22 protein-coding genes, 7 tRNA genes and 1 riboswitch are annotated in these 25,876 nt (G+C 30.7%); of the genes, 26 read left to right on the forward strand and 3 right to left on the reverse strand.

Going from position 1 to position 25,876, the window contains the following annotated elements; genetic code table 11:
* Positions 1–18: 18 nt before the first annotated feature.
* From atpG to mreB, 9 genes are all read left to right on the forward strand, one after another.
* A complete protein-coding gene (atpG, locus tag ACQPUW_RS00315) occupies positions 19–873 on the forward strand; it encodes an ATP synthase F1 subunit gamma (protein ID WP_430835526.1) in 855 nt (284 codons plus the stop codon).
* A 17-nt stretch (positions 874–890) separates the two neighbouring features.
* Positions 891–2,288 carry a F0F1 ATP synthase subunit beta gene (atpD, locus tag ACQPUW_RS00320; RefSeq protein WP_430835527.1) on the forward strand — a complete coding sequence of 466 codons (1,398 nt, stop codon included), beginning with the start codon at positions 891–893 and terminating at the stop codon, positions 2,286–2,288.
* Positions 2,289–2,302: 14 nt separating this feature from the next.
* Positions 2,303–2,698: an ATP synthase F1 subunit epsilon gene (gene atpC / locus ACQPUW_RS00325; protein ID WP_430835528.1), complete on the forward strand. Its 396-nt coding sequence runs from the start codon at positions 2,303–2,305 to the stop codon at positions 2,696–2,698.
* A 173-nt stretch (positions 2,699–2,871) separates the two neighbouring features.
* Positions 2,872–3,489, forward strand: a complete 618-nt coding sequence (locus ACQPUW_RS00330; RefSeq protein ID WP_430835529.1) for a hypothetical protein — start codon at positions 2,872–2,874, stop codon at positions 3,487–3,489.
* A 21-nt stretch (positions 3,490–3,510) separates the two neighbouring features.
* The gene (gene murA / locus ACQPUW_RS00335; RefSeq protein ID WP_430835530.1) at positions 3,511–4,770 is read left to right on the forward strand and encodes a UDP-N-acetylglucosamine 1-carboxyvinyltransferase; all 1,260 of its coding nucleotides are present in this window, start codon (positions 3,511–3,513) and stop codon (positions 4,768–4,770) included.
* 116 nt (positions 4,771–4,886) lie between these two features.
* The gene (gene spoIID, locus ACQPUW_RS00340) at positions 4,887–5,915 is read left to right on the forward strand and encodes a stage II sporulation protein D (protein ID WP_430835531.1); all 1,029 of its coding nucleotides are present in this window, start codon (positions 4,887–4,889) and stop codon (positions 5,913–5,915) included.
* Between the two features lie 139 nt (positions 5,916–6,054).
* Positions 6,055–6,834 carry a peptidoglycan DD-metalloendopeptidase family protein gene (locus ACQPUW_RS00345; protein WP_430835532.1) on the forward strand — a complete coding sequence of 260 codons (780 nt, stop codon included), beginning with the start codon at positions 6,055–6,057 and terminating at the stop codon, positions 6,832–6,834.
* A 108-nt stretch (positions 6,835–6,942) separates the two neighbouring features.
* Positions 6,943–7,194: a sporulation transcriptional regulator SpoIIID gene (spoIIID, locus tag ACQPUW_RS00350; RefSeq protein WP_204595509.1), complete on the forward strand. Its 252-nt coding sequence runs from the start codon at positions 6,943–6,945 to the stop codon at positions 7,192–7,194.
* 121 nt (positions 7,195–7,315) lie between these two features.
* Entirely contained in the window at positions 7,316–8,350 is a 1,035-nt protein-coding gene (gene mreB / locus ACQPUW_RS00355; RefSeq protein ID WP_430835533.1) for a rod shape-determining protein MreB, read from the forward strand.
* 40 nt (positions 8,351–8,390) lie between these two features.
* On the opposite strand, the gene yyaC is transcribed toward mreB, so the two are convergent.
* Complete coding sequence (yyaC, locus tag ACQPUW_RS00360; protein WP_430835534.1) at positions 8,391–8,936, reverse strand: spore protease YyaC; 546 nt, start codon at positions 8,934–8,936, stop codon at positions 8,391–8,393.
* 102 nt (positions 8,937–9,038) lie between these two features.
* Here yyaC and ACQPUW_RS00365 point away from each other — a divergent pair, with 102 nt between their 5' ends.
* The 12 genes from ACQPUW_RS00365 (at position 9,039) to ACQPUW_RS00420 (ending at position 16,295) form a co-directional block, all read left to right on the forward strand.
* Positions 9,039–9,683, forward strand: a complete 645-nt coding sequence (locus ACQPUW_RS00365) for a hypothetical protein (protein WP_430835535.1) — start codon at positions 9,039–9,041, stop codon at positions 9,681–9,683.
* 176 nt (positions 9,684–9,859) lie between these two features.
* A tRNA-Tyr gene (locus ACQPUW_RS00370) sits at positions 9,860–9,945 on the forward strand.
* Between the two features lie 7 nt (positions 9,946–9,952).
* Positions 9,953–10,028, forward strand: a tRNA-Val gene (locus tag ACQPUW_RS00375).
* A gap of 37 nt (positions 10,029–10,065) precedes the next feature.
* A tRNA-Thr gene (locus ACQPUW_RS00380) sits at positions 10,066–10,141 on the forward strand.
* A 6-nt stretch (positions 10,142–10,147) separates the two neighbouring features.
* Positions 10,148–10,233: transfer RNA gene (locus ACQPUW_RS00385), tRNA-Tyr, on the forward strand.
* An 8-nt stretch (positions 10,234–10,241) separates the two neighbouring features.
* A tRNA-Val gene (locus ACQPUW_RS00390) sits at positions 10,242–10,317 on the forward strand.
* A gap of 28 nt (positions 10,318–10,345) precedes the next feature.
* Positions 10,346–10,421, forward strand: a tRNA-Thr gene (locus ACQPUW_RS00395).
* Between the two features lie 5 nt (positions 10,422–10,426).
* A tRNA-Tyr gene (locus tag ACQPUW_RS00400) sits at positions 10,427–10,512 on the forward strand.
* A 430-nt stretch (positions 10,513–10,942) separates the two neighbouring features.
* Positions 10,943–11,061, forward strand: a riboswitch (SAM riboswitch).
* An 81-nt stretch (positions 11,062–11,142) separates the two neighbouring features.
* A complete protein-coding gene (metK, locus tag ACQPUW_RS00405) occupies positions 11,143–12,318 on the forward strand; it encodes a methionine adenosyltransferase (protein ID WP_430835536.1) in 1,176 nt (391 codons plus the stop codon).
* A gap of 426 nt (positions 12,319–12,744) precedes the next feature.
* Entirely contained in the window at positions 12,745–13,497 is a 753-nt protein-coding gene (locus ACQPUW_RS00410) for a DeoR/GlpR family DNA-binding transcription regulator (protein WP_430835537.1), read from the forward strand.
* On the forward strand, positions 13,494–14,399 hold the full coding sequence (pfkB, locus tag ACQPUW_RS00415; protein ID WP_430835538.1) for a 1-phosphofructokinase: 906 nt from the start codon (positions 13,494–13,496) through the stop codon (positions 14,397–14,399). Before ACQPUW_RS00410 ends, pfkB begins: the two co-directional genes overlap by 4 nt.
* An 18-nt stretch (positions 14,400–14,417) precedes the next feature.
* A complete protein-coding gene (locus ACQPUW_RS00420) occupies positions 14,418–16,295 on the forward strand; it encodes a PTS fructose transporter subunit IIABC (RefSeq protein WP_430835539.1) in 1,878 nt (625 codons plus the stop codon).
* 50 nt (positions 16,296–16,345) lie between these two features.
* On the opposite strand, the gene ACQPUW_RS00425 is transcribed toward ACQPUW_RS00420, so the two are convergent.
* Complete coding sequence (locus ACQPUW_RS00425; protein ID WP_430835540.1) at positions 16,346–16,963, reverse strand: NUDIX hydrolase N-terminal domain-containing protein; 618 nt, start codon at positions 16,961–16,963, stop codon at positions 16,346–16,348.
* Positions 16,964–17,055: 92 nt separating this feature from the next.
* A complete protein-coding gene (gene nagA / locus ACQPUW_RS00430; RefSeq protein ID WP_430835541.1) occupies positions 17,056–18,192 on the reverse strand; it encodes an N-acetylglucosamine-6-phosphate deacetylase in 1,137 nt (378 codons plus the stop codon).
* A 130-nt stretch (positions 18,193–18,322) separates the two neighbouring features.
* Between nagA and recD2 the strand changes: the two genes are divergently transcribed.
* The 5 genes from recD2 to secA all read left to right on the forward strand — a co-directional run bounded on the left by recD2 (position 18,323) and on the right by secA (position 25,862).
* Positions 18,323–20,557 carry an SF1B family DNA helicase RecD2 gene (gene recD2, locus ACQPUW_RS00435; protein WP_430835542.1) on the forward strand — a complete coding sequence of 745 codons (2,235 nt, stop codon included), beginning with the start codon at positions 18,323–18,325 and terminating at the stop codon, positions 20,555–20,557.
* Between the two features lie 17 nt (positions 20,558–20,574).
* The gene (locus ACQPUW_RS00440) at positions 20,575–21,570 is read left to right on the forward strand and encodes a hypothetical protein (RefSeq protein ID WP_430835543.1); all 996 of its coding nucleotides are present in this window, start codon (positions 20,575–20,577) and stop codon (positions 21,568–21,570) included.
* The gene (locus tag ACQPUW_RS00445) at positions 21,543–22,178 is read left to right on the forward strand and encodes a ComF family protein (protein ID WP_430835544.1); all 636 of its coding nucleotides are present in this window, start codon (positions 21,543–21,545) and stop codon (positions 22,176–22,178) included. Before ACQPUW_RS00440 ends, ACQPUW_RS00445 begins: the two co-directional genes overlap by 28 nt.
* A 417-nt stretch (positions 22,179–22,595) precedes the next feature.
* A complete protein-coding gene (gene hpf / locus ACQPUW_RS00450) occupies positions 22,596–23,123 on the forward strand; it encodes a ribosome hibernation-promoting factor, HPF/YfiA family (protein WP_430835545.1) in 528 nt (175 codons plus the stop codon).
* 213 nt (positions 23,124–23,336) lie between these two features.
* Complete coding sequence (gene secA, locus ACQPUW_RS00455) at positions 23,337–25,862, forward strand: preprotein translocase subunit SecA (protein ID WP_430835546.1); 2,526 nt, start codon at positions 23,337–23,339, stop codon at positions 25,860–25,862.
* Positions 25,863–25,876 lie beyond the last annotated feature (14 nt).

A 25,876-nucleotide genomic window follows, 5' to 3' on the forward strand; every position in this document is an offset into this window, starting at 1 on the left:
CTTTTAGGAGGTGGAGGTATGGCAGGAGCTGGACTTATTGAAATTAAGCGTAGAATTAAGTCAGTAGAAAATACTAAAAAAATAACAAAAGCCATGGGACTTGTTGCCACTTCTAAGTTAAGAAGAGTCAGAATGGAATTAAATAAAAATAACGATTACTTTGAAGCCACTAGAGATATAGCTCAAGAAGCTTATTCATCAATGGATGTTGAAAAAGAAGGTATATATTTTAAAGGTGGTCATTCAAAGCGAAAGTTATATATAGTTGTAACATCAGATTCAGGATTATGTGGAGGATATAATGTTAATATAGCATTATCACTTAAAAATTATGTTGGAATGGAAAAATCAGATAGTTTAGTTATGTGTTTAGGTAAAAAAGGTGTATCTTACATGAAAAGATATGGTTTTGAAACTGTAGCTGAATATGTTGATATAAAAGAAACTAGCGATATGAAGGAAGTTTCAACGATTTATAAGCATGCATTAAGATTATATAATTCAAATGAGGTTGGTGAAATTTATGTTGTTTATACACACTTTAATTCACCAGTTTCTCAAGAGGTTAAAGTTGATAAAATGTTACCTATAGAATTTGACGAAATAAAAGAAGATATTGGATTTATGTTAGAACCAAATGATGAATCTTCAATAGAGGCAACTTTTGATTTTTATTTAAAATCAAAATTAATTAATTGTATTTTAAACGCAAAAACTAGTGAGGAATCTTCAAGAATGACTGCGATGGACGGAGCTACAAAAAATGCAGATGACTTGTTAGATTCATTAAACACTAAGTATAATAGAATTAGACAAAGTGCTATAACCCAAGAAATTGCAGAAATAGTTGGTGGAGCAGCAGCACAAAAATAGTGAGGAGGTATCATTAAATGCCTAACAATATAGGAAAAGTAGTTCAAGTTATTGGACCAGTAGTTGATATAAAATTTGATACTGAGTCACTTCCAAATATTTATAATGCTATTGAAATAGAGATGAATGGAGAAACTTTAGTAACTGAAGTTGAACAACACGTCGGAGATGATATAGTAAGAACAATAGCTATGGAAGCGACAGAAGGATTAAGAAGAGGTATGAAGGCAGTTAATACAGGAAAACCAATATCAGTTCCTGTAGGAGAATGCGTTCTAGGAAGATTATTTAATGTTTTAGGAAAACCAGTTGATAAAGAAATATCTGGAGATGTTGCGACTAAGGAGTTCTATCCAATACATAGAGCAGCACCAACATTTGCAGAACAATCAGTTGAACCTGAAATGTTTGAAACAGGAATAAAAGTTGTTGACCTTATAGCTCCTTACCAAAAAGGTGGTAAGATTGGTCTATTTGGGGGTGCTGGAGTTGGTAAAACAGTACTTATTCAAGAACTTATAAATAATATAGCAAAAGAACACGGTGGATTATCAGTATTTACAGGTGTTGGAGAAAGATCAAGAGAAGGTAATGATCTTTACTATGAAATGAAAGAATCAGGAGTTTTAGCAAAAACTGCATTAGTATTTGGTCAAATGAATGAGCCACCTGGTGCTAGAATGAGAGTTGCACTTACAGGTCTTACAATGGCAGAATACTTCAGAGATCAAGGTCAAGACGTGTTACTATTTATAGATAACATATTTAGATTCTCACAAGCAGGTTCAGAAGTTTCAGCGCTTCTTGGTAGAATACCTTCAGCTGTTGGTTACCAACCAACACTTGCAACTGAAATGGGTGCTCTTCAAGAAAGAATAACATCAACAACACATGGTTCAATTACATCAGTTCAAGCAGTATATGTACCAGCGGATGACTTAACTGACCCAGCGCCAGCTACAACATTCTCTCACTTAGATGCAACAACAGTTTTATCAAGAAGTGTAGCAGAACGTGGTGTTTATCCAGCAGTTGACCCACTAGATTCAACTTCAAGAATATTAGATCCAAGAGTAGTTGGAGAAGAACATTATTCAGTTGCATCAAAGGTTAAACATATATTAGAAAGATATAAAGAGCTTCAAGATATTATTGCTATATTAGGTGTTGATGAATTATCTGATGAAGATAAATTAACTGTTGGTAGAGCAAGAAAAGTTCAAAACTTCTTATCACAACCATTCACAGTAGCAGAACAATTTACTGGTATGAAAGGTAAATATGTTACAGTAGAAGAAACAATAAAAGGCTTTAAGGAAATCATAGAAGGTAAGCATGATGATTTACCAGAATCAGCATTCTTATTTGTTGGAAACATAGATGAAGCTGTAGAAAAAGCTAAGACTTTAGCATAAGGGGATGATGCAATATGGCTAATACCTTTAAACTAAAAATCATGACACCAGATAAGGTCAAGATAGATGAAGAAGTTTTAAGCTTAACTACAAAGACATCCGAAGGTAAGTTTGAAATTCTTGCAAACCATGCTTCTATAGTAGTTAACACAGTACCTTGTGTTACAGAAGTTACTAAAGCAAATGGAGAAAAGATACAAGTTGCCACTTCAGTAGGAATAATTGGATTTAAAAATAATGAATTAAACTTTTGCTGTCGTTCAGCTGAAACAAAAGAAGAACTTGATAGTGGAAGAGCTGAAGAGGCAAAGCAAAGAGCTGAAAAGCGCTTAAGTGATGAAAAGTTTGATCAAGAAAGAGCTAAAGCTGCTTTAGATAGAGCACTTGCTAGATTAGAATTAAAAAAATAGATAAGAATATAAATAGATCCTAGATAATATATTATCTAGGATCTATTTGTTTTAGTCAATTTATGACAATCTAGCACAAAAAAATATTAAATTTATATATTATAGTATAAAGGTAAATATGTATATTAAAGGTAAAAAATGACAACAATGAAGATGAAAGGCGGGCAGGGATTATGGAATTAAAAAGCTTATTCATCTATTTTATTGTTTTATCAATTAATTTCTTAGGATTATCAAATGGAGAGAATATAAGTATCAATAATTATCAATATATAGAAAGCATAGTTAAGAGTGAAACAATATTTTCTGAAAATGGAGTTAAGATTCAATATAATATTAAGTCTGATATAAAGGATGAAGTAAAAAGAATTAAAGATATATATAGCGAAGAATACAGTATAGAAAATTTAACAGATAAAAATCATTTTTATATTAAAGGAGATAATAATATAGAAATGAAAGTATGGGAAGAAGAGGATAGAGTTTTTGTTGAAGGAACTATAATTAATTCTAAAAAAGAAACTTCCACAGTTGAAATAAAGAAGGAATTACAAAAATTACAAGATAATAAAGTGAATTCATTAAGATATTTTGAATATTATAAGGGAAAACTAAATTCTGTAAAAAGTATAAAAGATTTGAGTTTAAGCAATGAGTTAATTAAAGTACACAATGGCTATGTTGGAAAAAGCAAACTGAAGGATGGAAATCAAATCAGCTATGGAATTATGGAATATGACACAGGGGTATATGTAATTGTAGGGACTCCTATTATATTTACAACATACTAACAATTAATTATGGAGGAAAATATGGAAAAAATAATAGTAAAAGGGGTTAAGAAACTAACAGGAGAAGTAAATATAAATTCGGCTAAAAATTCGGTGTTACCAATAATAGTATCAACAATACTATCTCCTAATAAAATAATAATAGAAAATACTCCTATGTTAGAAGACGTTCAAGTTATACTAAATTTACTTCACGGCTTGAATACAGATATGAATTATTCAAGGATTAATAATTCACTTGAAATAAATACAAGTAACTTAAAAAGTTTTGATGCAACTAATGAGCTTGTAAGAAAAATGAGAGCATCATTTTTAATTATGGGTCCAATGCTTGCAAGGTTTGGACATTGTAAATTATCTATGCCAGGAGGATGTAATATAGGTAGTAGGCCTATTGATTTACATTTAAAAGGATTTAAAGCATTGGGAGCTGAAATTCTACAAGGACATGGATTTGTTGAGGCAAAGGCAAAGAAGCTTATAGGTAATAGAATATATTTAGATTTTCCATCTGTTGGAGCGACAGAAAATATAATGATGGCAGCAGTTTTAGCAAGTGGAACAACAATTATAGAAAATGCTGCTGAAGAACCTGAGATTTGGGATTTAGCAAATTTCTTAAATTCAATGGGTGCTAAGATAAAAGGAGCGGGACTTGGTAAGATTACTATAGAAGGTGTAGAATCCTTAAAAGGAGTAACTTACAAGCCTATTTACGATAGAATAGAAGCTGGCACATTTATGGTAGCTGCTGCTATAACAAATAGTATGATAAAGATAAATAATGTAACTGAAGATCATATGAGACCTTTAATTGAGAAGTTAAAAGAATGTGGAATTATATTAACAGAAGAAGATGATGGAATAATAGTGGATGGTAGATTTGATAAAAAACCAGTGGATATAAAAACACTGCCATATCCAGGGTTCCCAACAGATATGCAACCTCAAATGATGGCTCTATTATCTGTTATTAATGGATCAAGTATAATTACTGAGACCGTATTTGAAAATAGATTTATGCATGTAGCAGAACTTGTTAGAATGGGGGCTAAGATTAAGATAGATGGTAGAACAGCAGTTATTGAAGGTGTTTCTAGGCTTACTGGCTGTGAAGTGAAAGCTACAGACTTAAGGGCAGGCGCTGCTATGATATTAGCGGGGTTAGTAGGGGATGGATATACAGAAATAAGTGATATATATCATATAGATAGAGGATATCTAAATATAGAAGAAAAGTTTAGAGGCCTAGGGGCTGATATTTATAGGGATAAAAAATAGAGGGTGTTATACCCTCTATTTTTTTTTATCTTCTTTACATAAACTTCAAAGAGTAAGTATATTTATAAATAATAAACATATAAATAGATGTACATACATTTAGGAGGGATTAGAAAGTGAGAGAAAAAGAGATTATTGAAAATCTTAAACATATAGGGCTTACTACAGGCTTCATATTAATATTTATGGTAATAATTCCTTTTATACTTATGGGAAGTGGTATAAAGGATTTCACCTCTCCTACTAATACAGGTTCCGATGGGAAAGAGATTAGTATATCTGTAAAAGGAGAAGATAAAGCAAAGGTATATATAACAAAAGAAAAGAAAGTTAAAGAAATAGATGTAGAAGAATATATATTAGGAGTAGCCTCAAGTGAAATGCCAGCTAGTTTTGAAGAAGAGGCATTAAAGGCTCAAGCTATTGCGGCTAGAACTTTTTATTATAGTAAGAGAATGAAGAATTGTAATTTGGCTAATGGTGGAGAAATATGTGATAGTGTACATTGTCAAGCATATATGAGCAAAGAAGAAAGATTTAAAAAGTGGTCTGATAAGGATAGAGATAAAAACTATGAGAAAATAAAAAAAGCTGTAGATGATACTAAAGGGAGTGTATTAACATATAATGGTGAGATTGTACTATATCCACAGTTCTTTTCAACTAGTGCTGGGAAGACAGAAAATGCTGAGGATGTTTTTTCATCAAAAGTTCCATATTTAAAATCAGTCAATAGTGAAGGGGAAGAAGTGTCTAGTGCATATGAATCAGAAAAAGAAGTAACAAATAAAGATTTTGTAGATATCGTTAATTCAAAATATAGTAAAGCAAAATTAAAAGCTGATAATCTAAAAGAAAAAGTAGAAATAAAATCAAGAACTGAAGGTGGTGCAGTTCTTGATATAAAGCTTGGAGGAGAGACAATAAAGGGAACCGACTTTAGAAAGCTATTTGATTTAAAATCAGCAAATTTTACGCTTGAATACTCAAAAGATAAGGTGAAGATTAAGTGTAAAGGAAATGGTCATGGTGTTGGGATGAGTCAGTGGGGAGCTAATATTATGGCTAAAGATGGTAAGGGATATGAGGAAATATTAAAGCATTACTATACTGGTGTAGAGATTGGAAAAATAGTTTATAAATAAATACGGAAAATTGTTATAAAAAGATGATGTTTGGTAAATAATCAAATATCATCTTTTTTTAATGGGAAATATTAAAAATATTAGAAAATATGTATTATTTTTCATAAAAAGGACAAAATGATTATTGGAGGTGTTGATTATGAACCAAAAATCAAACGGATTTAAAGAAAAGTCTAAAAACATGACGTCAGGTATTAAAAAGTTTTTCAAAAAGGAAGGATTTTATGTAGCTTTATTTGTTGGCCTATGCGTAGTTACTATAATTGGTGCTGTTGCAATTAAAAATATAGGTACTAAATCTAAACCAGAAGCAAAAGCGCCTGAAGATAAAGAAATCACTTTAAATGTTGAAGATAAGAAAAATACAAATGTAGAAACATCAGTAGAAAACTCTGAGAGAGTATCTAATGACAAAAAAGAAGTAAAGAAAACAACAAGTAAGGCTGTTGGAACAGATAGTAAGATGAACTTTTCAAATCCTGTAGAAGGAAAGCTTTTAAAAGCACATAATGAGCCATATTTATTTAAAGATGGTAAAGCAGTTGCAGCAGGTGAAAAAGGTGATTCAAGCTTAAGCTATGGTGGTATATCAGTAGGAGCTAAGATGGGTACTCCTGTAAAGGCTTCAGAGGATGGAGTTATAGAAGATGTAGTTGAAAATGATGTAACTTATGGAGTTACAGTAATTATAAAACATCCAAACGGAGTGAAAACATCATACGCAAACCTAGATAAAAATGTAAAAGTTAAAAAAGATGATAAGGTTAAAAAAGGACAGGAAATAGGTAAAGTTGGTAACACAGCTAGTACATTAAAAATGTGCGTAAAAGATGATTTTATGCATATAAAAGTTTTCTCAAAGAAAGATAATACTTATTCAGAAGTGGACCCATTAAAGTACTTTGCTTATAAAAAATAGGTAAAGAAAAAATTAATCAGCCGTTTTAGGCAAAATGGCTGATTAATATTTTAAGTTTATAAAAATATGATTATTAAAATAAATATAAGTAATTAAGGAGGTAGCATTTTGAAAGACTACATTGAAGAGAGAGTATTAGAAGTAGCACAATATATTATTGATTCAAAAGCTACAATAAGAAAAACTGCAAAAGTTTTTGGTGTTAGCAAAAGTACAATCCATAAGGATATGACTGAAAGATTACCAAAGATAAATCCAATAATAGCTGAAAAAACTCATACTATCTTAGAGCTAAATAAAGCAGAGAGACATATAAGAGGTGGAAAAGCTACAAAAATGAAGTATAAATCTGCCGAATAAATCAAAATTTAGGGAAAAAGTTGAATTAAAATCATATTCCATATATAATTTACTGTATAGTTATATAAAAAAATGTAAAAATTTCTAAAATAAATGTTAATAATTAGGAGTGGAATTTGGAATGTGGTTTTGGAAGTCAGGAACTGATCTAGGTGTAGATCTAGGAACAGCAACGGTATTAGTATACGTAAAGGGTAAAGGTATAGTATTAAAAGAGCCATCAGTAGTTGCTATAAATACAAGTACTGGAAAGGTATTGGCTGTAGGAGAAGAAGCAAGAAAAATGATTGGAAGAACTCCAGGAAATATTATTGCAGTTAGACCATTGAGAGATGGTGTTATTTCCGATTATGATGTAACAGAAAAGATGCTTAAGGCGTTTATAAGTAAGGCATGCGGATCAAAGAAAATTGTAGCGCCTAAGGTAATGGTATGTGTACCATCACAAGCATCAGAAGTCGAAAAGAGAGCTGTTATGGAAGCTGCTAGAAATTCAGGAGCAAAAGTAGTACATCTTATAGAAGAGCCACTTGCAGCTGCAATTGGAGCAGGATTAGACATAACTAAGCCTGATGGATGTATGATTGTAGATATAGGTGGAGGAACATGTGATGTCGCAGTAATATCATTAGGTGGTGTAGTTGTAAGATCATCTATAAAGATCGCTGGAGACAGGTTTGATGAATCTATAATTAAATATGTAAGAGTAAAGTATAAAATAATGATTGGTGAAAAAACAGCAGAACAAATAAAGATGGAAATAGGTTCAGCCTTTAGTGGATCAAGAAATGAAGAAATGACAGTTAAAGGAAGAAATCTAGTGACAGGTTTACCTGATGAAATAAAACTAACTTCAGATGAGATCGGAGAAGCGCTTAAAGAACCGGTTAGCTTAATAGTAGAAGCTGTTAAGGGAGTATTAGAGAAAACCCCTCCAGAAATAGCTGCTGATATTATGGATAAGGGTATTCTTATGACTGGCGGAGGAGCATTATTACATGGCTTAGATAAGCTTATAGAATCAGAAACTGGGGTAACTGTGAATGTTGCGGAAAATTCAGTTGAAGCTGTTGCAGAAGGTACAGGTTCTGTTTTAGGATATATTGACAAACTAGATAAAACAGTAAATAATCAAGAAATCATATTAGTTGAATAGCATAATAAATAAACCCTGAGTATACTCCGGGTTTATTTTTTTACTTTAATAATGGAGTTTTATCTGGATTAGAATATTCATAGTAGGCATGAAGAATACCTTTAGATATAACCCGTGCCATATTTAAAACTAAGGAGAGCCTGATCGATCTAGTATAGAAAAGATCAGCATTTTCATTAGAATCTATAATACCAACGATAGATTTGCTTCCAACATCAGGCAATGATTTACCAACGCCCTTTCCAGGTCGTATTGCAAAGTTTCTAATATGAATTTCTCCGATAGAAGATTCCTGTCCTAGGCATGCATCTATACCAATTATATATGCATTAGGATGCTCTTTAGTTATATTATTTAATTGTTTATCTATATTTAAAGCATGTATAGGATTATCGATTGAACCATACACAGGAAGAGGAAATAGACTTTCCTTTAGTAAGGTACCAACTAATGGTCCTAAACAATCACCAATACATTTATCTGTCCCAATACAAACTATTATAGTATTTTCAGAAAAAGAATCTAAAATAGCTTGAGAAATATTATAATAAGCAAGTGGGGATGTGTGATGAATCCTTTTTTCCATATAAGCACCTCCATGCTTATAATATATGAAGATGTATTTGAAAATAGAATAATTTGAATAAAAATATCTCATATGGAAAGTATTCTCTATAGGAGGTGTATTATGAAAAAGATATTAATTACAAGCATATTAGCTATAGCAACTTCACTTACATTATATTTTGTTGCTTTTTGGCAACCTAAAGAGGATATTAATAATTTAGTATTAGAAAATTCAAAAAAAATAGAAGATAATAATATTAAAAAAGATATTAACGAAGATACCAATAAAGAAAGTAGTATTGATATAAATAATAATAAAGATAAAAATAATAAGTATAATAATGAAGAAAAAAATGAGAAAGATAATATAAATGATAACTCTTCAAATAATAAAGAAAATAAAGATTATTTAAATAGACCTAATAATGAGGGAAACAAAGAAAATAAAAATTCAAATATTAATAGTTCTATTAATAAAAAAGAAGAAACACAAGCTACAAATGCAAAAATATTTAATGTAAATAAAGAAGAGATATTGGGTAATCTTAGTTTAGTTGAAAAAACAAAGCTACTTACAATAGCTAATAAAATATCAACTGTAGATGTAGAAAGAATGAAGAATAGTTTAAAGAAGAATGGAGAGAAAGAGGGAATAACAGAGGTTGTTAGAGTTTTAAAGCTTAGACTTAAATCTGATGATTATAATGAAATAAAAAATATATTATCTCCATATATAAATATAGAATTCCTGGAAAGTTTGGTATAAAAACAAATAAGTATATTGTGGTGAAAAAATAAGTATACAGAAGAAAAAAAGAGAAAAGTGAGTTTAATTTCTTATTTTGATATGTTTTGTCATTTGAAATAAAGAGTATATAAATATATACTAACTATTGTCGGTTGGCCGAAAGGCGAAACGATTTAAAACTTGAAAGAAAATAAGGTGGAGTTCCCGAGTGGCCAAAGGGGGCAGACTGTAAATCTGTTGTCAGTTGACTTCGAAGGTTCGAATCCTTCTTCCACCACCATTCTTAAGGGCGCATAGCTCAGCTGGGAGAGCACCTGCCTTACAAGCAGGGGGTCACAGGTTCGAACCCTGTTGTGCCCACCACAAGTTTTAATAAATAAAAAGTTTAAAGAATATATGCGCTGGCGTGGCTCAATTGGCAGAGCAGCTGACTTGTAATCAGCAGGTTATCGGTTCAAGTCCGATCGCTAGCTCCAAAATGAGGTGGAGTTCCCGAGTGGCCAAAGGGGGCAGACTGTAAATCTGTTGTCAGTTGACTTCGAAGGTTCGAATCCTTCTTCCACCACCATTTTTTATGGGCGCATAGCTCAGCTGGGAGAGCACCTGCCTTACAAGCAGGGGGTCACAGGTTCGAACCCTGTTGTGCCCACCAAACTTTAAACTAGTTAAAAAGTATATATGCTGGCGTGGCTCAATTGGCAGAGCAGCTGACTTGTAATCAGCAGGTTATCGGTTCAAGTCCGATCGCTAGCTCCAAATAAGGTGGAGTTCCCGAGTGGCCAAAGGGGGCAGACTGTAAATCTGTTGTCAGTTGACTTCGAAGGTTCGAATCCTTCTTCCACCACCAAAAGTACTAAGATTAGTCTTAGTGCTTTTTAATTTTATACAAAAATAGTTTTATTAATATATTGTAGTTATAATAAGAATTTATATTATTCAAAATATAAATATATAGTATTTAAAATGAAAATAATCCCGAAAGATTAGAAAATTTATAATATATAAAATTTACAGATAATAAATATTAACAAACTTTATATATTAATAAATAAATATTAAGTTATTATCTTACAAGAAGTAATATTTATAAACAAATATAATATAGGAACTCACTAAAATAGAGACTTTAGACGTAAAAAAGTTATAAATGAAATATAAAATAATTTAAGAATAATGAAAAATAGGATATTTTTGCACGCATAAAATGTATTGACTCTACAAAATCTATATGATACAATTTCTACAGAAATTCAATTAGAAAATAAAAAATATATAAACTCTTATCAAGAGAGGTGGAGGGAAACGGCCCTGTGAAGCCCAGCAACCTACATATAATCTTTAATGTTGATTATAAAGTGTGGTGCTAATTCCTGTAGAGAAATCTACAAGATAAGAAAGATTAGGAAACTTGATCTCTTCTTATCGAAGAGTTTTTTTTATTGTCAAAATTCGAAGAAATTTGGAAGGAGAAATATAAATGAAAAGATTATTTACATCAGAATCAGTTACTGAAGGACATCCAGATAAAATCTGTGACCAAATATCAGATTCAGTATTAGACGCTATATTAGAAAAAGATCCAAATGCTAGAGTTGCTTGTGAAACATGTACAACAACAGGTATGGTAATGGTTATGGGAGAAATAACAACTAATTGTTATGTTGATATTCCTAAAGTTGTTAGAGAAACAATAAGAGAAATCGGATATGATAGAGCAAAATACGGATTTGACTGTGATACTTGCTCAGTAATGACTGCTATAGATGAGCAATCATCAGATATAGCTATGGGAGTTGACGAAGCTCTTGAATCAAGACAAGGTGAAAAAGATGAAGTTGAAGCAGTAGGTGCTGGAGACCAAGGTATGATGTTTGGTTATGCTACAAACGAAACAGAAGAATTTATGCCAGCTCCAATAGCTATGGCTCATAGATTATCAAGAAGACTTACAGAAGTAAGAAAAAATGGTACATTAGAGTACTTAAGACCAGATGGAAAAACTCAAGTTACAGTTGAATACGAACATGATAAACCAAAGAGAATAGATGCTATAGTTATCTCAACTCAACATGGTGAAGAAGTAACTTTAGAACAAATCCAAGAAGATTTAAGAAGACATGTTATTGACTATGTAATTCCAGCTGAATTACTAGATGAAAATACTAAGTATTATATAAATCCAACAGGAAGATTCGTTGTTGGTGGACCACAAGGAGATAGTGGATTAACAGGAAGAAAAATAATTGTTGATACATACGGTGGAATGGGAAGACACGGTGGTGGAGCATTCTCAGGAAAAGATCCAACTAAGGTTGATAGATCAGCAGCTTATGCAGCAAGATGGGTTGCTAAGAATTTAGTAGCAGCAGGAATAGCTGATAAGTTAGAAATTCAATTAGCTTATGCAATTGGAGTTGCTAAGCCAGTATCAATTCAAATAGATACATTTGGAACTGGAAAAGTTGATGAAGCTACTATAGTTAGTATAGTAGAAAAAGTATTTGATTTAAGACCAGGAGCTATAATAAGAGATCTTGATCTTAGAAGACCAATATACAAGCAAACAGCAGCTTACGGACATTTTGGTAGAACAGATGCTAACTTACCATGGGAACAATTAAATAAAGTTGAAGAAATTAAAGCTTTATTATAATAGAAGATAAAAGTAGAAAAAAAGAAAGATGCCTAATTTTAGGTATCTTTTTTTGCTTTTAATAATAATTAAATGTGTATGTTAAAAGAAAGTTTTAATTTGCATAGACTTTCAGTTATAGTGACATTACAGTTATAACACTTCTCACAAGCATATCTTAGGATATTTTCATCAGACTCTACACATAATATCATAAACTTCAAGCCCTCTTCTTATAACTATTAAAAATTTTATATAGATTAGTATAAAATAAAAATTTGTATTTTTGATAAAATAACTATGGATGTAAAGTAAAAGAGTAAATTGATGGTTATGATTGGAAATGATTTAATATGATTGAAATGTGAAATAAATTGATTAAAAATGATTGAAAATGATTGACTTTGAATTTAAAATGGTATATTATATAGACAAGAGGTGATGTAAATGTTATCAGAAGAGAGATTCGAAAGAATATTAGAAATTCTAAAAAATAATAACACAGTAACGGTAACAGAACTAGTTGATGAGTTAGATACATCAGAATCTACTATTAGAAGAGATTTAAATTATTTAGATAAACAAAAAAAATTAAAGAAAATTCATGGTGGAGCTAAGGCTTTAAAAACTATCTATGATGGTAAAGATGATGAGGTAGTAGTAAGACAAGCTCTTAATGTTGAAGATAAGTTAAGTATAGCAAAATATGCAGCTAAATTAATAAAAGAGAATGATTGTGTTTATATAGATGCAGGCACAACTACTGAGTTAATGATAGATTATATAACTGAAACTAATGCAATTTATGTTACAAATGGAATTGCACACGCTAAGAAGTTAATTCACAAAAAATGTAATGTATATATTTTAGGTGGAGAAATTAAGTTAGCTACAGAAGCTATCGTTGGTATAGAGGCTATTGACAGTCTAAAGAAATATAATTTTACTAAAGGCTTTTTTGGGACAAATGGTATTCACAAAGACTCAGGTTTTACAACACCAGATATACATGAAGCATTAGTAAAGAAAGAAGCTTTTAGTAAGAGTAATGAAGCTTATATATTAGCAGATGAATCAAAATTTGATCATATATCAGCTATAACATTTGCAGATATAGATAAAGGAATAATAATAACTACGAAACTAGAAGATAAAGATATTGAAAAATATACAGAAATTTTGGAGGTTAACAAAAGATGATATATACTATGACATTTAATCCTTCATTAGATTATATAGTAAAGGTTAAAGAATTCAATTTAGGAGAAGTAAATAGAAGTTATGAAGAGCAAATTTTTGCTGGAGGAAAAGGTATAAATGTATCTACCGTCCTTGGGAATCTAGGGCTAAAGAATAAGGCATTTGGATTTATAGCTGGATTTACTGGAGATGAAATAGAAAAGAGAGTAGTTAATTCAGGTGGAATGGCAGATTTTATAAAATTAAAAAATGGAACATCAAGAATTAATGTAAAGCTTAAAAGTAGCGAAGAGAGTGAAATAAATGGTCAAGGACCAGTTATAGATAAAGAAGCAATAGATAGTTTATATAAAAAATTAGACCAATTAAAAGATGGTGATGTCTTAGTTTTGGCAGGTAGTATACCGAACACATTACCTGAAGATATGTATGAAAATATTATTAAATATTTAAATAATAAAAATATTAAATTTATAGTTGATGCAACTAAAAATTTACTTGTTAATGTATTAAAGTACAACCCATTTTTAATAAAACCAAACAATCATGAACTTGAAGAAATATTTAAAGTTAAATTAAATGGAGAAGAGGACATAATAAAATATGCTAAAAAACTTCAGGATATGGGAGCTTTAAATGTATTGATTTCATTGGCTGGAGATGGTGCAATACTACTTACAGAAGATGGAGATATATTAAAAAGTAAGGCGCCAAAGGGAGAAGTGAAAAATTCAGTTGGAGCTGGAGATTCAATGGTTGCAGGTTTTATAGCAGGATACATTAAAGAAAAGAACTATAAATATGCGCTAAAGCTTGGAATAGCAACAGGCAGTGCAAGTGCTTTCTCAGAGGATTTAGCCACAAAAGAAAAAATAGAAGAGATACTTCTTCAATTAACTTAGGATTTGGAGGGAAAAATTATGCGTATAACAGATCTTTTAAAAGAACAAGGTATTGAATTAAATGCAAAAGTAAGTAATAAAGCAGAAGCTATAGATAAATTAGTTGATCTTATGGACAAAGCTGGAAACTTAAGTAATAAAGAAGAGTATAAAGAAGCTGTACTTAAAAGAGAAGAACTAAGTACAACAGGTATTGGTGATGGAATTGCTATACCTCATGGTAAATCAAAGGCTGTAAAAAAGGCAGGACTTAGCTCTATTGTTGTAAAAGATGGTTTAGACTTTGATGCTTTAGATGGTCAAGATGTTAAACTATTCTTTATGATTGCAGCTCCAGAAGAAGCTAATAACCTTCATCTTGAAGTGTTAGCAAGATTATCAACAATATTAATGGATGAGGAATTTAGAAATAAGCTTATAAATGCATCAAGTAAAAAAGAGTTCCTAAAGCTTATTGATGATAAAGAAACTGAAAAGTTTGATAAAGAGGAAAAGAAAGAAGAAAATGGATATAGAGTATTAGCTGTTACAGCATGTCCTACAGGTATAGCTCATACTTACATGGCAGCAGAAGCCTTAGAAGAAAAGGGTAAGGAAATGGGTGTTACTATAAAAGTTGAAACTAATGGGTCAGGTGGAGCTAAAAATGTTTTAACTAAAGAAGAAATAGATAATGCTGAATGTATAATAATTGCCGCAGATAAAAATGTAAAAATGGATAGATTCGATGGCAAGAGATTAATAAAAACTAAAGTAGCTAATGGTATTCATAAGTCACAAGAACTTATTGAAGAAGCTATTAGCGGAAAAGCTCCAATATACCATGCTAATAGACAAGCAGAAGGTGAAGATGAAAGCATAGAAAAAGAAGGCGTTGGACGTCAAATATATAAGCACTTAATGAATGGCGTATCACACATGTTACCATTTGTTATAGGTGGAGGTATATTAATTGCACTGGCATTCTTATTCGATGACTATAGTATAAATCCTGCAAACTTTGGTATGAATACACCATTTGCAGCATTCTTAAAGACAGTTGGTGGAACAGCATTCGGATTCATGTTACCAGTACTTGCTGGATACATTGCAATGAGTATTGGTGATAGACCAGCACTTGCAGTAGGTTTTGTAGGTGGTATGCTTGCAAATGAAGGTGGTTCAGGATTCTTAGGTGCATTACTTGCTGGATTTATAGCAGGATATGTAGTAGTATTCTTAAAGAAAATATTCAGTAAGCTACCAGATGATTTAGAAGGCTTAAAACCAGTTTTATTATATCCTTTCTTTGGTATATTAATAATTGGTGCGATTATAATCTTTGTAATAAATCCACCAGTTTCAGCACTTAATGCAGGATTAACTAATGTATTAAATTCAATGGGTGAAAGTAGTAAAGTATTACTTGGTATAGTTCTTGGTGGTATGATGGCAATTGATATGGGAGGTCCTATCAATAAAGCAGCATATGTATTTGGTACAGCAGGACTTGCTAGTGGTCAATTTGATATGATGGCTGCAGTTATGATAGGTGGTATGGTTCCACCACTTTCAATAGCTTTATGTACAACATTCTTCAAGAATAGATTTACTAAAAGGGAAAGACAATCAGGTCTTACAAACTATATAATGGGATTATCATTTATAACAGAAGGTGCAATACCATTTGCAGCAGCAGATCCACTTAGAGTAATACCAGCTTGTGCTATCGGATCAGCAGTGGCTGGAGGACTTTCAATGTTCTTTGGATGTACATTAAGAGCACCACATGGTGGAATCTTCGTAGTACCTGTTATAGGAAATCCATTATGGTTCTTAGTAGCATTAGCTGCAGGTTCAATTGTAGGTATGATATTACTTGCAATATTAAAGAAACCAATAAAAGAAGCAAAATAAGAATTAATAAAGAGATGCTAAAATTTTAGCATCTCTTTTTATATTTTAAATTAATCAAATATTGTAACAAAGGTATTATTATTTTTGCCTTCAAAGCACATTTCTATTTGTTCTTTTGTATTTCTTCCAGTTGAAAGCTCAGGAAGATTCTCTAAACTGAAGAATCCACTTTCTTCAGTTTCTATATTTTCTTCGAAGGAACCATCTATAAGATCACAAAGAACGAAAACCTTATATACTCCATAAGGATAAGGCTTTAAGCTGTATTTACTTTTATCAAGTACAGCAATTAATCTTTGGGGTTTAACATTTACACCGGCTTCTTCTTTACTTTCTTTTATAGCATTTTCTTTTATAGATAAATCTACTTCGGCCCATCCACCTGGAAGAGACCATTTATTATCAATACTTTCTTTAACTAGTAAGATTTTATTATCCTTAAATATAGCAGATCTAACATCAACCTTAGGAGTCTGATATCCTACTTCATTACAGAATAAATCTTTAATTTTATCTTTTGGAATATTAGTATATTCCTTTAATATTTCGCAAGATAAATCTCTTATTTCCTCAAATCTTTCTATATCATATTTATCTTTAGAATATTCAATTCCAGCTTGGGCTATTGATTGAAGTCTTTTAGCCCAAGATAACCACTTTTCTTCCATAAAAGCACCTCTTACGATAATATAAATGCTCAATGAGTATTTTCATTGAGCATTTATATAAAATTTATAATAAAAAATATTCTGATTTACTTTTAAGCTTCGTGTACAAGCTTTCCGTTAACTATAACTTTCTTTACATTAATATCTTCATCAAATATAACTAAATCTGCATCATAACCTTCTTTAATAAGACCTTTTCTATCTTCAACCTTACAATGTTTAGCTCCATTATAAGAAGCCATTTTAACAACTTCATTTAATGGATAATCTGAGTTGTTATAAACATTTTTTACTGCCTTATCAAGAGTTAGGATTGAACCTGCAAGTGAACCAGATTTAATTCTAGCAGCTCCATTTTCAACATTTACTTCTTGACCACCTAGTGAGTAAATACCATTTGGCATTCCACAAGCCATCATAGCATCAGTTATTAAAAGTACTTTATCAGTTCCTTTTTGCTTATAAGCAACTCTAAGAGCTGGATAAGCTATATGAATACCATCTGAAATAGTTTCAGTTGTTATATCTGAATCAAATGTAGCACCAACAACACCAGGAGCTCTATGTGTGAAAGGTGTCATAGCATTAAATAAATGTGTTGAGTGTGAGCATCCACATTTAATTCCATCTATAGCTTCTTCATAAGTAGCTTTAGTATGTCCTATTGAACAAACTATACCTTTATCACTTAAATATTTAATAAGTTCTTTTGCACCCTCTACTTCTGGTGCAATAGTGATTGAAACTACTGCATCATCACAGTCTCCAACCATTTTGTTATAAGTATCAATTGAAGGGGCTTCTAAGAAGTTTGGATTTTGAGCACCAATGGCACTTGGGCTTATAAATGGACCTTCAAGATGAGCACCTAATACGTTTGCACCATCTGTACCATTAATTTTAGCTTCTTTTATAACACCCATAGATTTTCTAATATCTTCTACAGCAACAGTCATTGTTGTTGGAGTAAAGGAAGTTGTACCAAATTTACAAATTGTTTTAGCTATTTCATTTATAGCTTCATATGTTCCATCCATAGTATCATGACCACCAGCACCATGTATATGAACATCAATAAATCCTGGTGAAAGATACATACCCTCTGCATCAATTACTTCTGTTTCTTGAACATTTTTAGGATTTATTTCTTTTATTTTCCCATTCTCAACTAAAACTGATCCTTTTTCAATTCTATCAAGAAAAATTATATTACAGTTTTTTATTAACATATATAACACCTCCACAAATTTATAGCTATAATTTAAGCTACATAGAAATTATATGTTTAACCTTCTATGATATAATTATATAATATATAGTCAAGAATAAAAATAACTAAGTAAGATTTGGAGAGATAGTATGGAAAACATTATTGGCTTTGTTGAAGCTATTGTTTTTAGAAGTGATGATACTGGGTATACAGTTTCAAAAATAAATGTTAATAAAGAAACAATTACAGCCGTTGGAACAGTTCCTTTTATGAAGGATGGCCAAAATGTAAAATTAAAAGGAGAATGGATTGTTCATAAGCAGTTTGGACAACAATTTAAAATAGAAGAATTTGAAGAGATACTTCCAACATCTGTAGATGCAATAGAGAAGTATCTAAGTGCAGGAATAATATATGGTATTGGTCCTGTAACAGCCAAAAAGATAGTAGATCATTTTGGTGAAGAAACTTTTGATATTATGGAAAATCATATAGAGAGACTTATGGAAGTTGATGGGATAGGAAAGAAAAAGTTCGGAATAATATATGAGTCATACATAGAACAAAAAGACTTAAAAGATATAATAATGTTCTTTCAATCTCATGGAGTTAGTAACAATCAATGTTTAAAGATATATAAAAAGTTTGGGCCAGATGCTAAAAATATAGTTTCAGATAATCCGTACATATTATGCAAAGAAATATCAGGAATAGGATTTAAAACGGCAGATAAGATAGCAATGAGTTTAGGGGTAGAGGCAGTATCTCCATTTAGAATAAAAAGTGGCATAGAATATGTTATAAATGGATTCTGTGCAGCTGGTAATACATATATGCCAAAGGATAAACTTATAAGTGATGCCTGTGAAACTTTAATGGTAGATTATAAAATTGTAGAAGAAAATATTTATAATTCAGTTTTAGAAGGGAGAATTATAGCTGAGAAGATACAGGATGAAGAGGCTGTATTTACTCTTCCATATTATTATTGTGAACTTGGAATAACTAATAAAATAATAACTTTAGGAATAGAAAATTTCCAAACTATAAATACAGATGTACCTTATGAAATAGAATTATTTGAAAAGAGATATGATATAAAGCTTGCAGAATCTCAAAAGGATGCAATACTTGCAGCTTTCTCAGAAGGGATAGAAATTATAACTGGTGGGCCTGGAACTGGTAAAACAACAATAATAAAATGTATTATTGACATATATGAGAAAAATGGAATGAAGGTTTTACTTGGAGCACCAACAGGAAGAGCTGCAAAGCGTATGAGTGAATCTACAGGAAGAGAAGCCAAAACTATACATAGATTATTAGATATGGGAGTTTCAAGTGATGAGGATGATAAATCATTGTTTGGAAAAAGTGAGTCAGAGCCATTAGAAGCAGATGTAGTAATTATTGATGAAGCATCAATGATAGATATTTTATTAATGCACAATCTATTAAAGGCTATAAAACTTGGTACAAGGATAATAATAGTTGGAGATGTGGATCAATTACCATCAGTAGGACCTGGAAATGTACTTAAAGATTTAATAAACAGTTCTTTAATAAAAGTTGTTAGATTGAAAGAGATATTTAGACAAGGTGCTGAAAGTTTAATTACAGTTAATGCACATAGAATTAATAGTGGTGAAATGCCATATCTTAATAAAAAGGGAAATGATTTTTACTTTATAAAGGAAGAAGATATAGACGGCATATTAACTACAATAATAGATTTAATAAATAGAAGATTACCTAAGTTTAATAAAGATTGGGATAATTTAAGAGACATACAGGTTCTTACACCAATGAGAAAAGGTACTCTTGGAGTGCTTAATATGAATGAGAGTATTCAAGCTGTATTAAATCCACCTGCAAATTATAAGAAAGAAAAACAAGTAAAAGAGATGACATTTAGAGAAGGGGATAAAGTTATGCAAACTAAAAATAACTATTCTCTTAAATGGACTAGAGTTTCAGGTGAAGGTGATGATGAAGGGGTTGGAGTATTTAATGGAGATATGGGCTTTATACAAAGTATAGATGAAGAACAGAAGATTATAACTGTTATATTTGATGATGAAAGAAAAGTTCATTATGATTATGTATACTTAGATGAATTAGAACTTGCATATGCTATAACAATTCATAAAAGTCAAGGAAGTGAATTTAAAGTAATTATAGTTCCTGCTTTTATTGGATCACCATTCCTTATGAATAGAAATCTTCTATATACAGGAATAACAAGGGCTAAGAAATTAGTAGTTGTTGTTGGAATGCCTAAGGCACTTAAATATATGGTAAGTAATACTAAAAGTATGGAGAGATACTCAGCACTACAGTATAGAATAAAGGACATTATACAAAATGATATTATAGATAATTAGAATTGGGAGTGAGTTGTTTGGTTAATTCAACTGATAGAGAATTTAGTTATTTAAATAAAAAGATAAGAAATTATCTAGATAATGAAGAGGCTATGCTAACTATTTTAGGAAAGCCTCTTCAAAGCAATGAAATACTTTATGATGTAGTTAAAGATATTATATGTAATAGACATGGAAGTGTTCTATATATATGGGGAAACTCTAATGTTGATAAAGATCTTATTTTTTATATAAATAAAAAGAATAAATATTATGCATATACTAGAGAAGATATAGTAGATAAAAGACTTGTATTTATGAATTGTAAGTATTTATATAATATAAACAAAAATTACGATCTTATTATAATAGACGATGTGTCATCATATTCAAAATTATCAAAAGAGAATTTTCAAAGTGTCTATGATAAATTAAAAAGGTATTCTAAAAAGATAATATTATATTCTTCAATAAATTATAATGAACATGAAAATACAATAAATATGTTAAATTTAGAAGATATAAAAATGCTTACAGAACCTAGAGTTATGACAACTAGGATAGACTTAAGATACGATATTCCATATTTCTTATATGAGTATATATTATGGTTTAAAAATAATAATAAAAATGTAATAACCTATGTACCTTACCTTGAAGATATAGATATAACATATGACTATTATAGAAAGAGAATTGATTTAAATGGCGTTAAATTATTAAAGTCAACTGATGAAAAGTTAAATAATAATGTATTTAAGTTTAAGGATAAGTCAATATTTCTAATAACAAATAAAATAGGAGAGGTATTAGAGACTCCAAATGTAGATGGAATTATAGTATTATCAGCAGACGATAAAAGTATAGATTATAAGAAAATATTGTTTATGTGCAGTAAGGTTTGCAAAAGGGATAATGAATTTTCGGAAGTTATTTTAGTTTGTCATGAAGAAACGGAAAATATAGAAAAGGCAAGGGAAGTAACTAGGAGTTTTAATAAGAGGCTATGGGAAGAAGGATATTTAAGTTATTAGATTATTTAAAAGAAAGTATACTACAAATACTTTTTCCATGTCCATCAACTTGCATAATATGTGAGGAAGAAGAGGAAGAAGGAATATGTAAAAGTTGTCTAAGAAGCATAAAGCTTTGCACAGAGGATGAATATTATGGTTATTATAAAGGTGCGCTTAAAGAACTAATTCATTTATTTAAATTTAAGAAGGATTTTTTAGCAGGTGAAATATTAGTAGGTATGCTTGAAACAAAGATATCTAGTATTAGTAAAGAGTATATTTTAACATATATACCTATAGGCAAAAAATCAAAAAAGACAAGAGGTTTTAATCAATGTGAATACATTGCAAAGCTTCTTTCTAAGCGTTTAGATTTAAATTATATGGAAACATTAATTAAATCAAAAGAAACAAGAGTTCAAAAAGAATTAAGTAAGAGCGAAAGGCGAGAAAATATAAAAGATTCCTTTTCTATAAAAGATAAATGTGATGTAGAAGGGAAAAAGTTTATATTAATTGATGATGTTGTTACAACAGGGGCGACCATAGAGGAAGGAATTAAAATATTAAAAGAAAATGGTGCAAATGAAATAAAAATATTGACTATTGCTAAAAGTCGTATATAATATTAATGTAAAGTTAGGTCTGTGGTTGAAAGTCGATGCCAGTCGCAGGCGAAACGATCCACATAAGCTAGGCAAAGATTCTAGTGAGCATGGTGCGGTATAGAGGTAAGTCCTACCAGATAATAAAATTTGAGAGGGTTAGTAGTGAGAGGTTAATTCCGGGTAGCGAAATCTCCAGTAGGCGAGTGTGGGGGCAAAAACCAGGTCAGCTAATTTTTCAAAAAAAGACACTAAAAATTTTAGTGTCTTTTTTTGCATTTAGTTAAAATTATATACAAAAACTAAATTTTCAGTAAATTCAGAAAATGAGCTTGCCTTTTATTATTAAGAGGAGTAAAATAAATATAACAAATAGATAAACAAATCATTTGAAATCCTCTAAGTTAGACTTAGAGTGTAGTGAGAGGGGCTGGACGCATGAAAGTAACAGTTGTAACAAAAAACATTGAATTAACTCCTGCTTTAAAAGAAATGGTGGAGAAAAAGGTTTCAAAACTTGATAAGTATTTTGAAAGTAATGTAAATGCGAAAGCAACATTATCTGTACAAAGGAATAGGCATAGAGTAGAAATTGCGATTCCATTTAATGGAATACTACTTAGAGCTGAAGAGATTACAGATGATATGTATAAATCTATAGATAAAGTAGAAGAAAAGTTAGAAAGACAAATTAGAAAGCAAAGAACTAAGCTTTCTAGAAGAATGAATGATTCATTAAGATTTGCAGAAATTGCAACTGATAAGTTTGGAGATGAACATGAAGGTGAATTAGTAAAAACAAAAAGATTTGCTGTTAAGCCTATGAATGTTGATGAAGCAATTCTTCAAATGGAACTTATAGGACATAACTTCTTCGTTTATAAAGATGCAGATACAAATAATATCAGTGTATTATATAAGAGAAAAGACGGAGATTATGGTTTATTAGAGCCAGATTATATATAAAATTTAAAACTTAATAAATAGAATTTTATACTCCATAAGGTTGATGATAAATCATAACTTTATGGAGTTTTTAAATTAAAATACAAGTAAAATTAATAAAATTGTGATAAAGTTGAAATATATTAATTAAAAATGGTATAATTTATAAATGTATACTAAGTAAAGAAAGAGAAAATGCTTATCAAATTTTTTAGCGTTTGGAAGGATGAAAATATGGGAATGTTTAAAGCTTTATTTGGAACGTATAGCGAAAGAGAAGTTAAGAGAATAAAGCCATTAGTTGACAAAATCGAAAGCTTAGAATCAACTATGGAAAAACTAAGTGATGAAGAATTAAGGGGTAAAACAGAAGAATTTAAAGAAAGATATAAAAATGGTGAAACATTAGATGACTTATTAGTTGAGGCATTTGCTGTTGTAAGAGAGGCTTCAGGAAGAGTATTAAAAATGAAGCATTACAGAGAGCAATTAATAGGTGGTATTGTTCTTCACCAAGGAAGAATAGCTGAAATGAAAACTGGTGAAGGTAAAACATTAGTTGCTACATTACCAGCATATTTAAATGCTTTATCAGGAGAAGGGGTTCACGTAATAACAGTTAATGATTATCTAGCTTCAAGAGATAGAGATTGGATGAATAATATTTATGAGTTTTTAGGACTTAAGACAGATGTTATCGTTCATGATTTAAATAATGATCAAAGAAGAGCGGCATATAACGCTGATATAACATATGGAACAAACAATGAATTTGGATTTGACTACTTAAGAGACAACATGGTTGTATATAAAGAAGAAAGAGTTCAAAGAGGACTAAACTTTGTTATAGTGGATGAGGTTGACTCAATTCTTATTGATGAAGCTAGAACACCACTTATAATTTCAGGTGCAGGAGAAAAATCAACAGAATTCTATAAAGTTGCAGATTACTTTGTAAAGACATTAGTTGCTGAAAAAGATTATACAATTGATGAAAAAGCAAATGCTGCAATGCTTACAGAAGAAGGTGTTGAGAAGGCAGAAAAGGCATTTAAAGTAGAAAACTATGCAGATGCTGAAAATATGCAATTACAACATTATGTAACTCAAGCATTAAAAGCTAACTATGTAATGAGACTTGATAAAGACTACATGGTTAAAGATGGAGAAGTTATAATAGTTGATGAATTTACAGGAAGACTTATGGAAGGTAGAAGATACTCAGATGGTCTTCACCAAGCTATTGAAGCTAAAGAAGGAGTTAAGATTGCAAGAGAATCAAAAACTTTAGCAACAATAACATTCCAAAATTACTTCAGAATGTACAATAAGTTATCAGGTATGACAGGTACAGCCTTAACAGAAGAAAATGAATTTAGAGAAATCTATGGATTAGATGTTATAGTTATTCCAACACATAGACCAATCCAAAGAATAGATAATCACGATATAGTATATAAAACTGCTATGGGTAAGTATAATGCTATAGTTGATGAAATAAAAGCATCTCATGAAAAAGGTCAACCAGTTCTTGTTGGTACTGCAAGTATTGAAAAGTCAGAAATAATTTCTGCACTATTAAAGAAAAAAGGTATTAAACACAAAGTCTTAAATGCTAAATATCACGAGCAAGAAGCAGAAATTATAGCAGATGCTGGTGAAGTTGGATCAGTAACAATTGCAACAAATATGGCTGGTAGAGGTACTGATATAAAACTTGGAGAAGGAGCAATTGAGGCTGGTGGTCTTAAGATAATTGGTACAGAAAGACATGAATCAAGAAGAATAGATAACCAGCTTAGAGGACGTTCAGGTAGACAAGGTGATATTGGGGAATCAACATTCTTCATTTCATTAGAAGATGATTTAATGAGAATCTTTATGTCAGAGAAAACTCATGCTATGGTTGATAAGCTTGGGCTTGAAGAAGATGATGCTATTGAAAGTAAGATAATTACAAAATCAATAGAAAGTGCTCAAAAGAAAGTTGAAGGTCATAACTTTGATATCAGAAAGAATCTTTTAGGATATGATGATGTTATGAACATGCAAAGAGAAATCATCTATAAGCAAAGAAGCCAAGTTCTTGAAGGTGAAAACTTAGAAGAGCAAGTAGAAATGATGATTAAAGAAGTAATAAGTGAAGCTGTAGATGCACATATTACTGGAATGGAAGATGATTATCAAAATGAATTTAAGAACTTAATTCTTTATTTAGATGATATTTGTCTACCTGCAAATAGAATAACTATTGAAGATTTAATGGATCTTTCAAATGATCAAATTAAAGAAAAGCTTACAGCAATAGCTTTAGAAATATATAAAGGCAAAGAAGCAGAATTTGGAGAAGAAAAACTTAGAGAAATAGAAAGAGTAGTTCTTCTTAAGAATGTTGATATTAAGTGGATGGACCATATAGATAATATGGATCACTTAAAACAAGGTATTGGACTTAGAGCATTTAAGCAACAAGATCCAGTTCAAGCATACCAAATGGAAGGTAGTGCTATGTTCGACGAAATGATAGAGTCAATTAAGATAGATACTGTAAAATATCTATTCCACGTTCAAATGGAAAAAGCACCAGAAGAGAGAGAAAGAGTAGTTAAAGAGACAACAGCAACTCATGCAAATCATGGCGGAGAGGAATCTTCTTCAAAGAAGCAACAAGCTAAGAAAGAAGTAACTACTGGTAGAAATGAACCTTGTCCATGCGGTAGCGGAAAGAAATATAAAAACTGCTGTGGAAGAGAAGTATAGAAATTAAAATGGGC

This window comes from Clostridium sardiniense (genome assembly GCF_050584765.1).
In the GTDB taxonomy this organism is placed as follows: domain Bacteria; phylum Bacillota; class Clostridia; order Clostridiales; family Clostridiaceae; genus Clostridium; species Clostridium sardiniense_A.

Excerpts from the sequence above, each read along its gene's own strand:
- atpG (WP_430835526.1), top strand. The coding sequence starts at position 19 with ATGGCAGGAGCTGGACTTATTGAAATTAAGCGTAGAATTAAGTCAGTA.
- ACQPUW_RS00365 (WP_430835535.1), top strand. The coding sequence starts at position 9,039 with ATGAAAAAGATATTAATTACAAGCATATTAGCTATAGCAACTTCACTT.
- ACQPUW_RS00425 (WP_430835540.1), bottom strand. The coding sequence starts at position 16,963 with ATGGAAGAAAAGTGGTTATCTTGGGCTAAAAGACTTCAATCAATAGCC.
- ACQPUW_RS00345 (WP_430835532.1), top strand. The coding sequence starts at position 6,055 with ATGAACCAAAAATCAAACGGATTTAAAGAAAAGTCTAAAAACATGACG.
- mreB (WP_430835533.1), top strand. The coding sequence starts at position 7,316 with ATGTGGTTTTGGAAGTCAGGAACTGATCTAGGTGTAGATCTAGGAACA.
- metK (WP_430835536.1), top strand. The coding sequence starts at position 11,143 with ATGAAAAGATTATTTACATCAGAATCAGTTACTGAAGGACATCCAGAT.
- ACQPUW_RS00420 (WP_430835539.1), top strand. The coding sequence starts at position 14,418 with ATGCGTATAACAGATCTTTTAAAAGAACAAGGTATTGAATTAAATGCA.
- hpf (WP_430835545.1), top strand. The coding sequence starts at position 22,596 with ATGAAAGTAACAGTTGTAACAAAAAACATTGAATTAACTCCTGCTTTA.
- ACQPUW_RS00410 (WP_430835537.1), top strand. The coding sequence starts at position 12,745 with ATGTTATCAGAAGAGAGATTCGAAAGAATATTAGAAATTCTAAAAAAT.
- ACQPUW_RS00445 (WP_430835544.1), top strand. The coding sequence starts at position 21,543 with ATGGGAAGAAGGATATTTAAGTTATTAGATTATTTAAAAGAAAGTATA.
- recD2 (WP_430835542.1), top strand. The coding sequence starts at position 18,323 with ATGGAAAACATTATTGGCTTTGTTGAAGCTATTGTTTTTAGAAGTGAT.
- secA (WP_430835546.1), top strand. The coding sequence starts at position 23,337 with ATGGGAATGTTTAAAGCTTTATTTGGAACGTATAGCGAAAGAGAAGTT.
- ACQPUW_RS00330 (WP_430835529.1), top strand. The coding sequence starts at position 2,872 with ATGGAATTAAAAAGCTTATTCATCTATTTTATTGTTTTATCAATTAAT.
- yyaC (WP_430835534.1), bottom strand. The coding sequence starts at position 8,936 with ATGGAAAAAAGGATTCATCACACATCCCCACTTGCTTATTATAATATT.
- murA (WP_430835530.1), top strand. The coding sequence starts at position 3,511 with ATGGAAAAAATAATAGTAAAAGGGGTTAAGAAACTAACAGGAGAAGTA.
- nagA (WP_430835541.1), bottom strand. The coding sequence starts at position 18,192 with ATGTTAATAAAAAACTGTAATATAATTTTTCTTGATAGAATTGAAAAA.
- pfkB (WP_430835538.1), top strand. The coding sequence starts at position 13,494 with ATGATATATACTATGACATTTAATCCTTCATTAGATTATATAGTAAAG.
- atpD (WP_430835527.1), top strand. The coding sequence starts at position 891 with ATGCCTAACAATATAGGAAAAGTAGTTCAAGTTATTGGACCAGTAGTT.
- atpC (WP_430835528.1), top strand. The coding sequence starts at position 2,303 with ATGGCTAATACCTTTAAACTAAAAATCATGACACCAGATAAGGTCAAG.